Here is a 14,464-nt window from a genome sequence, read left to right as displayed (position 1 = left end):
CATCGCGATGGCCTTGCTACAGCTGGAGCGCATCAGCGCACAGTACCCAGGCGCAACCACGCCCGTGCTGGCGGATATTTCCCTGACCCTCGGCCCCCAGCAATTGCTGGTGGCCCTCGGCCCTTCCGGCAGTGGCAAGACTTCGCTGTTGAACCTGATTGCCGGCTTCGTCGAACCCAGCGCCGGACGCATCACCCTCGATGGCGTGCCCGTGCAAGGCCCGAGTGCCGAGCGTGGCGTGGTGTTCCAGGACGACGCCCTGCTGCCCTGGCAAGACGTGCTGGCCAATGTCGGCTTCGGCCTGGAGCTGGCCGGTGTGCCCAAGGCCCAGCGGCAAGTCCGCGCCCGGGAAATGCTTGCCCTGGTGGACCTGGCCGGCTTTGACAGCCGGCGCATCTGGCAGCTGTCTGGCGGGCAGAAACAACGCGTCGGCCTGGCCCGCGCCCTGGCTGCCGACCCACGGGTGCTGCTGATGGACGAACCCTTCGGCGCCCTCGATGCCTTCACCCGTGAACAGATGCAGGAACTGCTGCTGCAAGTCTGGCGGCGCACGGCCAAGCCGGTATTCCTGATCACCCATGACATCGAAGAAGCGGTGTTCCTCGCCACCGACCTGATTCTGCTGGCGCCCAACCCCGGGCAAATCGTCGAGCGCCTGAGCCTGGACTTTGGCCAGCGTTACGCGGCCGGCGAGTCGGCCCGTGCGATCAAGTCCGACCCACGGTTTATCGAAACCCGCGAACACGTGCTGAGCAAAGTGTTCTCGCAACGGCAGGTGTCCGCATGAGCAGTTATGAAATCCCGGCCACCGCCGTCAGCCCGGCCACCCCGGCGCTGCGCCGCAACCTGAGCACACGCTGGATCAGCGGGCTGACCCTGGGTGCGCTGCTGGCGCTGTGGTGGGCCGTGACCGCCAGCGGGCTGATCGAGCCGCTGTTCCTGCCGCCTCCGTCTGCCGTGCTGCAAAAGGGCTGGCTGCTGGCGACCAGCGGCTATATGGACTCCACCCTCTGGCAGCACCTGGGTGCCAGCCTTGGCCGTATCGGCCTGGGCCTGGGCTTTGCAGTGCTGACCGCCGTGCCGATCGGCATTGCTATCGGCGCCAACCGCATCGCCCGCGGCATTCTCGACCCGCTGATCGAGTTCTACAGGCCGATCCCGCCGCTGGCCTACCTGCCCTTGATCGTGATCTGGTGCGGCATCGGTGAGCTGTCCAAGGTGTTGCTGATCTACCTGGCGATCTTCGCCCCGATTGCCATCGCCACCGCCACCGGCGTGCGCACGGTCGACCCGGCCAAATTGCGCGCAGCGCAGTCCCTGGGCGCCACGCGGGCGCAGTTGATCCGCCATGTGATCTTGCCCAGCGCCCTGCCCGATATCCTTACCGGCGTGCGCATCGGCCTGGGTGTCGGTTGGTCGACCCTGGTGGCCGCCGAGTTGATCGCCGCCACCAGCGGCCTGGGGTTCATGGTGCAGTCAGCCGCGCAATTTTTGGTCACCGACGTGGTGGTACTGGGCATTCTGGTGATCGCGCTGATCGCCTTTGCCATGGAAATGGGCCTGCGCGCCCTGCAGCGTAAATGGGTGCCTTGGCATGGCCAGGCCCACTAGGAAGAGAACAACATGAGCCACCTGACCGTTACCCCCTTAAGCACCGCCCTGGGCGCCCAGATCAGTGGCGTCGATATCACCCAGGCGCTGAACCTCGAACAGCGCGACGCCATCGAGCGCGCGCTGCTCCAGCATTCGGTGCTGTTCTTTCGCGACCAGCCGATCACCCCGCAGCAGCAAGCGCGCTTCGCGGCGAATTTCGGTGACCTGCACATTCACCCGATCTACCCCAACGTGCCCGAGCAGCCTGAAGTGCTGGTGCTCGACACCGCCGTCACCGACGTGCGCGACAATGCCATCTGGCACACCGACGTGACCTTCCTGCCCACCCCGGCCCTGGGCGCGGTGCTCAGCGCCAAGCTGCTGCCGGCCTTTGGCGGTGACACTTTGTGGGCCAGCGGTATTGCGGCCTACGAGGCACTGTCGGAACCGATGAAGATTTTTTTGACCGGCCTGACGGCAACCCATGACTTCACCCGCTCGTTCCCTCAGGAACGTTACGGCAACACCGCCCAAGACCTGGCCCGCTGGGAAGAAGCGCGCAAAAAGAACCCTCCCCTGTCCCACCCGGTGATCCGCACCCACCCGGTCAGCGGGCGTAAATCGCTGTTTGTCAGTGAGGGTTTCACCAGCAAGATCAACGAACTGGAGCCGGCCGAAAGCGAAGTCATCCTCAAGCTGTTGTTCGCCCACGCCACTCGCCCGGAATTCACCCTGCGCTGGCGCTGGCAAGCCAACGACGTGGCCTTCTGGGACAACCGCGTGACGCAGCACTACGCCGTGGACGACTATCGGCCACAGCGGCGTGTGATGCATCGGGCGACGATTCTGGGTGATGTGCCGTTCTGATCCGACACGCCCTGTAGGCGCCGGCAAGCCGGCGCCTACAAAGGTTGCATCAGCGGACCAGATGCAGGAACTGCAAGTGCCGTTCGTACTGGTCGAGGATGTCGTTGATGATCTGCTCTTTGGTGTAGCCCACCAGGTCGTAATCCTGGCTGCCTTCGCTCAAGTGCACTTCCGCGCGGTAGTAGCGACGGTTGTTGATTGCCTTCGAGCCCAGGCCACCGAGGGCAAAGGACGGCGTGAAGTAGCCGCGCATCTGCACCTGATAGACAAACGGACGCTCTTCGCCATGGCCGATTTCCAGGCTGACGCTGTCGTTGGACGGGTCAGGCTGGGTGACGACGTTCAGGCCCTTCTCGACAAACACTGCCGTCACTTCTTCAATCGCCGGGCGTACCGTGGTTTCGAGGAAGCGGTACACCTCATCGCGCGACGGGAAATGCACCGCCTGGCTCAGGCGCTGGCGCCAGCCGCCACGGCCCCTGCGGGAGGCCGCCGAGACGGGTGCCAGGGAATGCATCCGGGCGATCTGCTTCGATTCGAGGTAGAACGCCTTGTGCAGCCCCCACACATCATCAACAGCAGGATCAACGAGAACGGTAACGACGTCAGCACCACCGCCGACTTGAGCGAGTCAATGCTACCGGCAAACAGCAAGGCGCTGGTCACCAGCGCGGTCATGGCGCCCCAGAACACCCGCAGCCACTTCGGCCCGTCTTCATCGGCATTGCCGCCCTTGGACGACAGGGTCGACAGCACCACGGTGCCGGAGTCGGCCGAGGTGACAAAGAACACAAAACTGATAAACACCGTGACCGCGATGACAGTCTTGCTCCATGGATAGGTTTCCAGCAGCAGGTACAGGCTCATCGACGGGTTGTCGATGGCCGACTGCCCCAGCGCCGCCATGCCGTGGTTGAGCACCTGGTCAATCGCACTGTTGCCGAAGATCGACATCCAGGCCAGGGTGAAACCCAGTGGGATCAGGAGCACGCCGAAGACAAATTCGCGGATGGTCCGGCCACGGGAAATGCGTGCGATAAACAGGCCCACGAACGGCGACCATGCGATCCACCAGGCCCAATAAAACACGGTCCAGCCGCCGAGCCAATCGCTGGGCTCGTTGTAGGCGTAGACGTCAAAACTCTTGGTCGGCAGTGCGCCCAGGTAGTCACCGACGTTCTGGATCAGGGTGTTGAGCAAATGCTGGGTGGGCCCGGCGAACAACACAAACAGCAGCAGCGCACAGGCCAGCAGCATGTTGATGTCGGACATGACCCGCACGCCCTTGTCGACACCGGCCACTGCGACCAGGATCGCCGCGCCCATCATCAGGGTGATCAGGCCGACCTGGATCCATTGGGTGTGGGCGATGCCGAACAGGTAGTCCAGGCCCGAGTTGAGGTGCAGCACCCCAAAACCCATGTCCGCGCCCAGGCCGAACACCGTGGCGATGATGCCGAAGCCATCCACCGCATAGCCGATGGGGCCATTGATGCGCTTGCCGATCAGCGGGTACAGCGCCGAACGCAAGGCCAGCGGCAGGTTATGCCGGTAGGCGAAGTACGCCAGGGCCATGCCGACGAACGCAAAGACGCCCCAGCCATGCAGGCCCCAATGCAGAAACAGCACCTGCATGGCCTGGCGCGCCGCGTCGGCGTTCAAGGCCTCGCCCTGGGGCGGTTGCACCAGGTGGGTCAAGGGTTCCGAGACGCAGAAGAAAAACAGCGTGATGCTGATCCCGGCGGCAAACAGCATGCCGGCCCAGGACAGGTAACTGAATTCGGGCTCGTCGTGGTCGGCACCGAGTTTGATCTTGCCGTAGCCAGACAACGCGGTGACCACCACGAAGACCAGATACAGGGTCATCGCCAGCATGTAGTACCAGCCGACCGTATTGGCCGCCCAGTTTTGCGCGGCCAGCAACCAGGCGCCGGCCTGCTCGGGGATCGCGATTACGGTGACACCAAACAGTAGGATGAAGCTGGCGGCGAAGTAAAACACCGGTGCATTCATACGCACCTGGCCGCTTGAAGGAACAGACGATGCACTCATGAACGGTGCACCTCGAGGGTATTGGATGTGGCTGTATAAAACGGACTCAGCAAAGGTAAGCCTCCTGTTGTGAGCGGGCAGCGAACCACCGGTTTAACTTGAACGAACGTTCAAGTTAAACATGGATAGGCGGTCTTGGACTAATCGCAGGGCTGAGTGGTAGGTAATTCCTACACTAGCTCAAGGAAGGGTATGACGTGTGGGGAAGGTAAAACGTTCAGCGATTGCTGGCCTAAATTGAAATGCCATCCCCTGTGGGAGCGGACTTGCCCGCGACAACTGAGTGTCAGGTTAGAGGTATTTGACTGGCCTACCGCCATCGCGGGCAAGCCCGCTCCCACACAAGCCCGCTCCCCCATCAGGTCGTCGCTACTTCTGCGTCCCGTCATCATGCTGCAAGTTCGCCTGCGTGATATTCGCCCCCGCCGGCACGCTGCGGGTCAGCCACACGTTGCCGCCAATGGTCGAACCCTTGCCGATGGTGATTCGCCCCAGGATCGTCGCCCCGGCGTAGATCACCACATCGTCCTCGACAATCGGGTGGCGCGGATGGCCCTTCTGCAACTGCCCATCTTCATCCGCCGGGAAACGCTTGGCGCCCAGGGTCACCGCCTGATAGATACGCACCCGCTCGCCAATGATCGCCGTTTCGCCAATCACCACACCCGTGCCGTGGTCGATAAAGAAGCTCGGGCCGATCTGCGCGCCTGGGTGAATGTCGATGCCGGTGGCCGAATGCGCGATTTCCGCGCTGATCCGCGCGAGCAGAGGCAGCCCGGCGCGATACAAATGGTGGGCCAGGCGATGGTGGATTACCGCGAGGATGCCCGGATAGCACAGCAGCACCTCATCCACCGTGCGTGCAGCCGGATCCCCGTGATAGGCCGCCAGCACATCGGTGTCCAACAAGCTGCGCAGCGCCGGCAAAGCCAGGGCAAAGTCCTGGATCAAGCGGATGGCCAGTGCATCGACTTCCTTATCGGCATTGCCGCCCTGGCGCGCGGCGTAGCGCAACTCCAGGCGGGCCTGGGCGAGCAAGGCGTTGAGCGCCACATCCAGGGTATGGCCGACGTAGAAGTCCTCACTTTCCTCACGCAGATCCACCGGGCCCAGGCGCATGGGGAACAGCGCACCGCACAGCGCTTCAAGAATTTGCGCCACGGCCTCGCGCGACGGTAACTCGCGACCGCCCTGCTCGCCGCTGACCCGCCCATTGCGGGTACGCCACTGATCCCGGGCGCCGCGCAACTGGCTGACGATGGTCTGTAACTGCCAATGACTGGAACGCTCACTCACGGTATTCCCTCCTGAGGTAATGGCCACACTTTACGGTATGCAACCGGGCGGCCCTTAAGAACCAATGGTGCGATGCTAATAACACTTTGGCATAAGCATCTGGCGGTTGCCCCGGCAAAAAGCCCTGCCTATAGTCCTCCCCATCTTCTATTACCCGTGCGTAACCATGATCAAACAACAGCTCGACCGTTTTAATCGTCTGAACCTGCTGGGCGGCGCCACCGCCCTGGAAAAACTCGAACGACTGTCGACCTGGCTGGGCCGTGATATCTACATCAAGCGCGATGACACCACGCCGCTGGCCATGGGCGGCAACAAGCTGCGCAAGCTCGAATACCTCGCCGCCGATGCCCTGGCCCAAGGCGCCGACACGTTGATCACCGCCGGCGCGATCCAGTCCAACCATGTGCGCCAGACCGCAGCCCTCGCCGCCAAGCTGGGCCTGGGCTGTGTCGCCCTGCTGGAAAATCCCACGGGCACCGACGACCCCAACTACCTGGGCAACGGCAACCGCCTGTTGGTCGAGCTGTTCGACGCCAAGGTCGAATTGGTCGAAAACCTGGACAACGCCGACGAGCAACTCAACGCCCTGGCCGAACGCCTGCGCAGCAACGGCAAAAACCCCTACATAGTGCCCATTGGCGGCTCCAACGCCCTGGGCGCCCTGGGTTATGTGCGGGCCGGGCTGGAACTGGCCGGGCAGATCGAAGACAGCGGCCTGCAGTTCGCGGCAGTGGTCCTGGCCTCCGGCAGCGCCGGCACCCACAGCGGCCTGGCCCTGGCGTTGAGTGAAGTGCTGCCGGACTTGCCGGTGATTGGCGTCACCGTGTCGCGCACCGACGAAGCGCAACGGCCCAAGGTTCAAGGCCTGGCCGAGCGCACGGCGCAGTTGCTGGGGGTGGCGGTACCCGACGCCTTCAACGTGATTTTATGGGACGAATACTTCGCCCCGCGCTACGGCGAACCCAACGCCGGCACCCTGGCGGCAATCAAGCTGCTGGCAAGCCAGGAAGGCCTGTTGCTGGACCCGGTCTACACCGGCAAGGCCATGGCCGGATTGCTCGACGGTATCGGTCGCCAGGCCTTCGCTGAAGGGCCGATCATCTTCCTGCACACCGGCGGCGCGCCGGCGTTGTTTGCCTATGACTCAGTGTTCTGATTGGACACATTGAATCTCTACTTCATATGCAAAAATGGAATATAAAGTTTAATTTATATTATTTTTAACGCTTTCAAACTCGCCCTATAGTCGCGCTCCCACACACCGCGTTTTTAGGGCAGGATACGACCACTGCGTCACCTGCTTCGCTCACCATAAAAAACACAGGGGCTTGTCATGACTATTTCTGTACTGCGTCGCACGTTGCTGGTTGGCACATTGGGCCTGGCGCTTGGCGCCGGCTTGCTGGGCCAGGCAGTTGCCGGCGAGCAACTGGGCAACATCAAGAAGGCCGGCGAGATCAAGATCGGCCTGGAAGGCACCTACCCACCGTTCAGTTTCGTCGATGAAAACGGCAAGCTCAGTGGCTTTGAAGCCGAGCTGTCCGAAGCCTTGGCCAAGGAGTTGGGGGTCAAGGTCAAGCTGCAGGCTACCCCGTGGGACGGCATCCTCGCCGCCCTGGAATCCAAGCGCCTCGACGCAGTGGTCAACCAGGTGACGATCTCCGAAGAGCGCAAGAAAAAATACGATTTCTCCAAGCCCTACACCGTCTCCGGGATCCAGGCGCTGACCCTGGCGAAAAACGTCGACACCATCAAGACCGCCGACGACCTGGCCGGCAAGAAAGTCGGGGTGGGCCTTGGCACCAACTACGAACAATGGCTCAAGGACAACCAGCCCAAAGCCATCATCAAGACCTATAACGACGACCCCACCAAATTCCAGGACCTGCGCATCGGCCGTATCGACGCGATTCTGATCGACCGCCTGGCGGCCCTGGAATATGCGAAAAAAGCCAAGGACACCGCCGCTGCCGGTGAAGCCTTCTCCCGCCAGGAAGCCGGGATTGCCCTGCGCAAAGGCGAGCCTGAGCTGCTTGAAGCGGTCAACCAGGCCCTCGACAAACTGCGCGCCGACGGCACTTTGAAGAAGCTGTCCGAGAAATACTTCAACGCTGACGTCACCCAATAATGGAAGCAGGTTTCCAACTCGCGCTCGATTCCGCGCCCTTTCTGCTCAAGGGCGCGTACTACACGGTGATTCTCAGCCTCGGCGGGATGTTTTTCGGCTTGCTGCTGGGCTTCGGCCTGGCCTTGATGCGCCTGTCGCGCTTCAAGCTCTTGAGCTGGACGGCCAGGGTCTACGTCTCGTTCTTTCGCGGCACGCCGTTGCTGGTGCAGCTGTTCTTGATCTATTACGGCTTGCCGCAGGTGGGCATCGAGCTGGATCCGATCCCGGCAGCGATGATCGGCTTCTCGCTGAACATGGCGGCCTATGCCTGTGAAATCCTGCGCGCCGCCATCGCCTCCATCGAGCGTGGCCAGTGGGAAGCTGCCGCCAGTATCGGCATGACCCGCGCACAGACCTTGCGCCGGGCCATCCTGCCGCAGGCAATGCGCACGGCCCTGCCACCCCTGGGCAACAGCTTTATTTCGCTGGTAAAAGACACGGCGCTGGCCGCCACCATCCAGGTGCCCGAGCTGTTCCGCCAGGCCCAACTGGTATCGGCACGCACCTTTGAAATTTTCACCATGTACCTGTCCGCGGCCCTGATCTACTGGGTTCTGGCCAGCATCCTGGCGCATTTTCAGAATCGCCTGGAAGACCGGGTCAACCGGCATGACCTGGAGTCTTGAAGCATGATCGTGGTTGAAAAACTGACCAAACAATTCAAGGGTCAGGTGGTGCTCAACGGGATCGGCCTGGAGGTCCAGGAAGGCGAAGTTGTCGCCATCATTGGCCCCAGCGGCTCGGGCAAGACCACCTTCCTGCGCTGCCTGAATTTCCTCGAAGAACCCACCAGTGGCCGGATCAAGGTCGGCGACATCGAGATCGACGGCAGCCGCCCGCTCAACCAGCAACAGGGCCTGGTGCGGCGCCTGCGCCAGCATGTGGGTTTTGTGTTCCAGGGCTTTAACTTGTTCCCCCATCGCACCGCCCTGGAGAACGTCATCGAAGGCCCGCTGGTGGTCAAGAAGATGCCACGCGAAGCCGCTGACCGCCTCGGTCGCGCACTGCTGGCCAAGGTTGGCCTGGCGGGCAAGGAAGACGCCTACCCCCGGCGCCTGTCCGGTGGCCAGCAGCAGCGGGTGGCCATTGCCCGAGCCTTGGCGATGGAGCCGGAAGTGATCCTGTTCGATGAACCGACCTCGGCCCTCGACCCGGAGTTGGTAGGCGAAGTCCTGGCGACCATCCGCAGCCTCGCCGAAGAGAAACGCACCATGGTCATCGTCACCCACGAAATGAGCTTTGCCCGTGACGTGGCCAACCGGGTGATCTTCTTCGACAAGGGTGTGATCGTCGAGCAAGGCGAAGCCAAGGCGCTGTTTGCCAACCCCAGGGAAGAACGCACCCGGCAGTTCCTCAGCAAATTCCTCACCCACTGACCCACCCCCTGTAGGAGCCGGCTTGCCGGCGCCTACAAGGTTTGTGACTTTCGGAAAAATCCCCGTATTCATTCGGCAAAGTGCCTGTCAGACCCCCCTTTAATAACACCCTCCAGTAAGACCCTTCTGAATAATCCCAAACCCGCCGCTTAGCCTTTTGCCGCCATTGACGCCCCCTGGCCAACCCTCTTATCTAGGGCTCAAAGGATTGGATCCCATCCTGGCTTTTCAAAAAAATCGTTCCTTTCGAACCCCACGCCTGAGGTTCGGAACGATCGCTGCTGGCTGCATCAAGGAGATTATTTATGACGCACATTACCCCCCCGGCCATGCTCGCCGCGCCGACAGTACCCCAAGCTCATAAACAAGGTATCAACGCGCAGGCCGCCACTCATTTGCAGGTCGATATCGCCCCCTACCCGAACATGGGCAAGGGCGACTTGATCGAGTTGTTCTGGAACAACTGCTTTGCCGCCTCCAAGCGTGTAGGCGCCGCCGATATCGGCTTGACCAGCCATCTGCGGGTGCCCGAAAGCTTTGTGCAAAACGGTGCTGCACGCATTCATTACCGGGTCATGCAAGTGGGGCGCGGCCCGGCGCGCTCCATGATTACCCGGGTGCAGGTCAAGACCGCTTGCCCGGGTGGGCCGCCTTCAGTGCTGTGTGCCGAAGAAAACCAGAACCTGGCCCCCGTCGCCCTGCCTGAAACCATCCGCCGCCATGGCGTCAACCCCAGCCAGATCCGCCGGGGCGTACCGTTGACCATCGAGCCCTACCTGAACATGGCCGCCGGTGATGCAATCACTCTGCGCTGGGGCGACGCGCGCCTGGACCTGCCCCCGATCCAGGCCGCCGAGGTGGGGCACCCCGTGCAGGTCTGGGTGCCTTCGGCGCTGATCCTGGAGGCCGGGGACGATGCCCGCCAGGAGGTCACCTACTGCGTGATCGACCGCGTGGGCAACAACTCGCGCTGGGCACCCGGGCGCATCGTGAGCATCGCCCAGGCCAACGCCACAGGCGCAGCCGATGCTTTGTCGGTGTACCAGCCCCGGCGTCCTGGCTCGCCGTGCGAACCGGGGTGACAGACCTTCTATGCATATTCCTAAAAGTTAGTTTATTTAAAAAATAAACACGCTTAGGGTATATGCACCGGACCACCGGACATTCCTGATTTTTAGCTTTTCCACGGATGTGAGGTAGGTATGGTCAACATTACCCCGGTGCACAACGCCAGGGCATTACGTGTCGCCACGCAGGGGCGCACCGATGTCTAACTTGGCGCAATCGCCCCTCCAGAGCGATCTGGATATCGCCCCGCTGCTGTTGCCCACCCAGGTGCTGCGCAACGACAGTGAAGCCCTCGCCGCTGCCCACGCGCTTGCCCAGGCCGCCCGCCTGCAAGCCGGGCTGCGCGACCGCCAGCGCAAACTGCCCTGGGCCGAAATCGAACAGTTCACCCGCAGTGGCCTGGGGAGCATTTCCATCCCCCGCGAATACGGTGGCCCGCAAGTGTCGTTTGTGACCCTGGCTGAAGTGTTCGCGATTATCAGCGCCGTCGACCCGGCCCTGGGGCAGATCCCGCAGAACCACTTTGGCATCTTGCACGTGCTGCAAGGCGCCGCCAGCGAATCACAGAAAAAACAGCTGTTCCAAAGCGTGCTCGACGGCTGGCGCATCGGCAATGGCGGGCCGGAACGCGGTACCAAAAACACCCTGGATGTGAAGGCCCGGATCAGCGCCGAGGGTGACGGTTTTGTCATCAACGGCCAGAAGTTCTACTCCACCGGCGCGCTGTTTGCCCATTGGGTCGCGGTCAAGGCCCTGGACGACGAAGGCCGCCAGGTCATGGCGTTTGTGCGCCGTGGCACCCCGGGATTGCGCATCGTCGATGACTGGTCGGGCTTTGGCCAACGCACCACCGCCAGCGGCACCGTGTTGCTGAACAATGTGCCAGTGGACGCCGATCTGGTGGTACCGATCTGGCGCCTGGGGCAAACCCCGGGCATCCAGGGCGCGGTCTCGCAATTGATCCAGGCGGCCATCGACGCCGGCATCGCCCGTGGCGCCCTCGACGACACCATCAGTTTTGTCCGTGAACGCTCGCGGCCGTGGATCGACGCCAAGGTCGAACGGGCCAGCGACGACCTCTATGTGATCGCCGACATCGGCAAGCTGAAAATCGAACTGCATGCCGCCGAAGCCCTGCTGCGCAAGGCCGGCCAGGTGCTGGACCAGGTCAGCGCCGCGCCCATCACCGCACACTCCGCCGCCCGGGCCTCGATTGCCGTGGCACAAGCCAAGGTGCTGACCACCGAAGTCTCGCTGCAGGTCAGCGAGAAACTCTTCGAACTGGCCGGCAGCCGCGCCACCCTCGCCGAGTTCAACCTCGACCGCCACTGGCGCAATGCACGGGTGCACACCCTGCACGACCCGGTGCGCTGGAAGTATCACGCGGTGGGCGCCTGGCACCTCAACGGAACCTTGCCGGCCCGGCATTCCTGGATCTGACGACCAGACCTCTGGAGAAAAACATGACGCTTTCCCATTCCGTCGCGGTCATCACCAGCGATGAACAAGCCCTGATTGTCGCCAGCGACCTGGCCGAAGACTTTCGCCGCGACAGCGCCCTGCGCGACCGTGAACGCCGCCTGCCGCTCGCCGAACTGGAAGCCTTTTCCCGCTCCGGCCTGTGGGGCATCAGCGTGCCCAAGGCATACGGCGGCGCTGGCGTGTCCAACGTCACCCTGGCCAAGGTCATTGCCCTGATCGCCCAGGCCGATGCCTCGTTGGGGCAGATCCCGCAGAACCATTTTTATGCCCTGGAAGTGCTGCGCATCAATGGCAGCCCGGCGCAGCAACAACGCCTGTATGCCGAGGTGCTGGCCGGCCAGCGCTTTGGCAATGCCCTGGCAGAACTGGGCACCAAGACCGTCCATGACCGGGTGACGAAACTTGTGCGCGACGGCGACGGTTTTCGTATCAGCGGCCGCAAGTTCTACGCCACCGGCGCGATCTACGCCCAGCGCATTCCCACCTCGGTGGTGGATGAGCACGGCGTGCAGCAACTGGCCTTTGTGCCACACGACAGCCAGGGCCTGACGGTGATCGACGACTGGAGCGGCTTCGGCCAGCGCACCACCGGCAGCGGTTCGGTGGTGTTCGACAATGTGTGGGTCGCAGCCGAAGACGTGATCCCGTTCCAGAGCGCCTTCGAGCGCCCGACCACCGTGGGCCCGCTGGCGCAGATCCTTCACGCGGCCATCGACACCGGCATCGCCCGCGCCGCCTTTGAAGATGCCCTGCATTTTGTGCGCACCAAGACCCGGCCGTGGATCGACTCGGGCAATGACACGGCCAGCGAAGACCCGCTGACCCTGAAAAGCTTCGGCCACCTGAGCATCCGCCTGCACGCCACCGAAGCCCTGCTGGAGCGCTCCGGCGAATTCCTCGACCGCGCCCAGGCCGACAGCAATGCGCAAACCGTCGCGGCGGCGTCGATTGCCGTGGCTGAAGTACGTGCCCTGAGCACCGAGATTTCCCTGGCCGCCGGCAGCGCCCTGTTCGAACTCGCCGGCAGCCAGGCAACCCTCGCCGAGCATGGCCTGGACCGCCACTGGCGCAACGCCCGGGTGCACACCCTGCACGACCCGGTGCGCTGGAAGTACCACGCCGTCGGCAATTATTACCTCAACGATGAAAACCCGCCGCTGCGGGGGACCATCTGATGTCGAAGAAAAAGATCCTGCTCAATGCCTTCAACATGAACTGCATCGGGCATATCAACCATGGCCTGTGGACGCATCCACGGGACACCTCGACCCAGTACAAGACCGTCGAATACTGGACCGAACTGGCGCAACTGCTGGAGCGTGGGCTGTTCGACGGCTTGTTTATCGCCGACATCGTTGGCGTGTACGACGTCTATCAAGGCTCGGTCGAGGTGCCGCTCAAGGAGTCGATCCAACTGCCAGTCAACGACCCACTGCTACTGGTCTCGGCCATGGCCGCCGTAACGAAAAACCTCGGCTTCGGCCTGACCGCCAACCTGACTTACGAGCCGCCGTATCTGTTCGCCCGGCGCATGTCCACCCTCGATCACCTGAGCCGTGGCCGGGTGGGCTGGAACATCGTCACCGGCTACCTGGACAGCGCCGCCAAGGCCATGGGCCTCACCGAACAGGTCGAGCATGACCGGCGCTACGACCAGGCCGACGAGTACCTGGAGGTGCTGTACAAGCTGTGGGAAGGCAGTTGGGAAGACGACGCGGTACTCAACGACCCGCAACAACGGATCTATGCCCAACCGGGCAAGGTGCACAAGGTCGAGCACCATGGCGAGTTCTATCAGGTGCAGGGCTATCACCTGTGCGAGCCCTCGCCGCAGCGCACGCCAGTGCTGTTCCAGGCCGGCAGTTCGGAGCGCGGCCTGGTGTTTGCCGGGCGCCATGCCGAGTGCGTGTTTATCAGCGGGCAGAACAAGGCTGCGACCAAGGTGCAAGTGGACAAGGTACGCGCCAGTGCGATCGCAGCCGGGCGCAACCCAGACGACATCAAGGTGTTCATGGGGCTCAACGTGATTGTCGGCGCCACCGAGGCGCTGGCCTGGGCCAAGCATGCCGAGTACCTGAGCTACGCCAGCGCCGAGGCCGGCGTGGCACATTTCAGCGCCTCCACCGCCATCGACTTCTCGCAATACGAGCTGGACGAACCGATCCAGTACGTGAAGAGCAACGCGATCCAATCAGCCACTAAAGCCTTGCAGAACAACGACTGGACCCGGCGCAAGTTGTTGGAGCAACACGCGTTGGGTGGGCGCTATATCACCCTGGTGGGTTCGCCTGCGCAGGTGGCTGATGAGCTGGAATCCTGGATCAGCGAGACCGGGCTGGATGGCTTCAACCTGACGCGCATTGTTACGCCGGAGAGCTATGTGGATTTTATCGAGCTGGTGATTCCCGAGTTGCAAAGGCGTGGGTCATACAAGACTGCTTATGAGACCGGAACCTTGCGAGAAAAGGTCTTCCACCGCGAAGCGCACTTACCCGAACAACACACCGGTTCCACCTACCGCCACTCCCACATTTAGACCTTTATTGCTCATACCAACACC

At 62.5% G+C, this 14,464-nt stretch carries 12 protein-coding genes and 1 pseudogene; 11 read left to right on the top strand and 2 right to left on the bottom strand.

All coding sequences use genetic code 11. From position 1 onward, the window contains the following. The first annotated feature begins 7 nt into the window (after positions 1-7). From tauB to tauD, 3 genes are read left to right on the top strand one after another with little or no spacing between them, the layout of a single operon-like run. Positions 8-787, top strand: a complete 780-nt coding sequence (gene tauB, locus PSH80_RS01075) for a taurine ABC transporter ATP-binding subunit (RefSeq protein ID WP_057957995.1) — start codon at positions 8-10, stop codon at positions 785-787. After that, entirely contained in the window at positions 784-1,611 is an 828-nt protein-coding gene (gene tauC, locus PSH80_RS01070; RefSeq protein WP_057957994.1) for a taurine ABC transporter permease TauC, read from the top strand. Before tauB ends, tauC begins: the two co-directional genes overlap by 4 nt. A 12-nt stretch (positions 1,612-1,623) precedes the next feature. Then, positions 1,624-2,460, top strand: a complete 837-nt coding sequence (gene tauD, locus PSH80_RS01065; RefSeq protein WP_057437048.1) for a taurine dioxygenase — start codon at positions 1,624-1,626, stop codon at positions 2,458-2,460. A 49-nt stretch (positions 2,461-2,509) separates the two neighbouring features. On the opposite strand, the pseudogene betT reads toward tauD, so the two are convergent. After that, positions 2,510-4,473: pseudogene (gene betT / locus PSH80_RS01060) on the bottom strand (choline transporter BetT). A gap of 408 nt (positions 4,474-4,881) precedes the next feature. Next, complete coding sequence (gene epsC / locus PSH80_RS01055; protein ID WP_057957992.1) at positions 4,882-5,808, bottom strand: serine O-acetyltransferase EpsC; 927 nt, start codon at positions 5,806-5,808, stop codon at positions 4,882-4,884. Between the two features lie 166 nt (positions 5,809-5,974). Between epsC and PSH80_RS01050 the strand changes: the two genes are divergently transcribed. The 8 genes from PSH80_RS01050 (at position 5,975) to PSH80_RS01015 (ending at position 14,440) form a co-directional block, all read left to right on the top strand. Next, positions 5,975-6,967 carry a D-cysteine desulfhydrase gene (locus PSH80_RS01050; protein ID WP_057437042.1) on the top strand — a complete coding sequence of 331 codons (993 nt, stop codon included), beginning with the start codon at positions 5,975-5,977 and terminating at the stop codon, positions 6,965-6,967. A 177-nt stretch (positions 6,968-7,144) separates the two neighbouring features. After that, a complete protein-coding gene (tcyJ, locus tag PSH80_RS01045) occupies positions 7,145-7,939 on the top strand; it encodes a cystine ABC transporter substrate-binding protein (protein WP_057437040.1) in 795 nt (264 codons plus the stop codon). Next, entirely contained in the window at positions 7,939-8,604 is a 666-nt protein-coding gene (gene tcyL / locus PSH80_RS01040; RefSeq protein WP_032884921.1) for a cystine ABC transporter permease, read from the top strand. Before tcyJ ends, tcyL begins: the two co-directional genes overlap by 1 nt. Positions 8,605-8,607: 3 nt before the next feature. After that, complete coding sequence (tcyN, locus tag PSH80_RS01035) at positions 8,608-9,354, top strand: L-cystine ABC transporter ATP-binding protein TcyN (RefSeq protein WP_305418840.1); 747 nt, start codon at positions 8,608-8,610, stop codon at positions 9,352-9,354. Between the two features lie 305 nt (positions 9,355-9,659). Further along, entirely contained in the window at positions 9,660-10,436 is a 777-nt protein-coding gene (locus PSH80_RS01030; protein WP_220172633.1) for a hypothetical protein, read from the top strand. 184 nt (positions 10,437-10,620) lie between these two features. Continuing rightward, complete coding sequence (locus tag PSH80_RS01025) at positions 10,621-11,862, top strand: SfnB family sulfur acquisition oxidoreductase (protein ID WP_169990613.1); 1,242 nt, start codon at positions 10,621-10,623, stop codon at positions 11,860-11,862. Between the two features lie 23 nt (positions 11,863-11,885). Continuing rightward, the gene (locus PSH80_RS01020; protein WP_305418837.1) at positions 11,886-13,079 is read left to right on the top strand and encodes an SfnB family sulfur acquisition oxidoreductase; all 1,194 of its coding nucleotides are present in this window, start codon (positions 11,886-11,888) and stop codon (positions 13,077-13,079) included. Beyond that, the gene (locus PSH80_RS01015; protein ID WP_305418835.1) at positions 13,079-14,440 is read left to right on the top strand and encodes an LLM class flavin-dependent oxidoreductase; all 1,362 of its coding nucleotides are present in this window, start codon (positions 13,079-13,081) and stop codon (positions 14,438-14,440) included. The genes PSH80_RS01020 and PSH80_RS01015 overlap by 1 nt, the downstream gene beginning before the upstream one ends. Positions 14,441-14,464 lie beyond the last annotated feature (24 nt).

Origin of the sequence: Pseudomonas sp. FP818, from assembly GCF_030687335.1 — a bacterium.
Lineage (GTDB): Bacteria > Pseudomonadota > Gammaproteobacteria > Pseudomonadales > Pseudomonadaceae > Aquipseudomonas > Aquipseudomonas shahriarae.
This window is presented reverse-complemented; position numbering and strand designations above follow the sequence as displayed.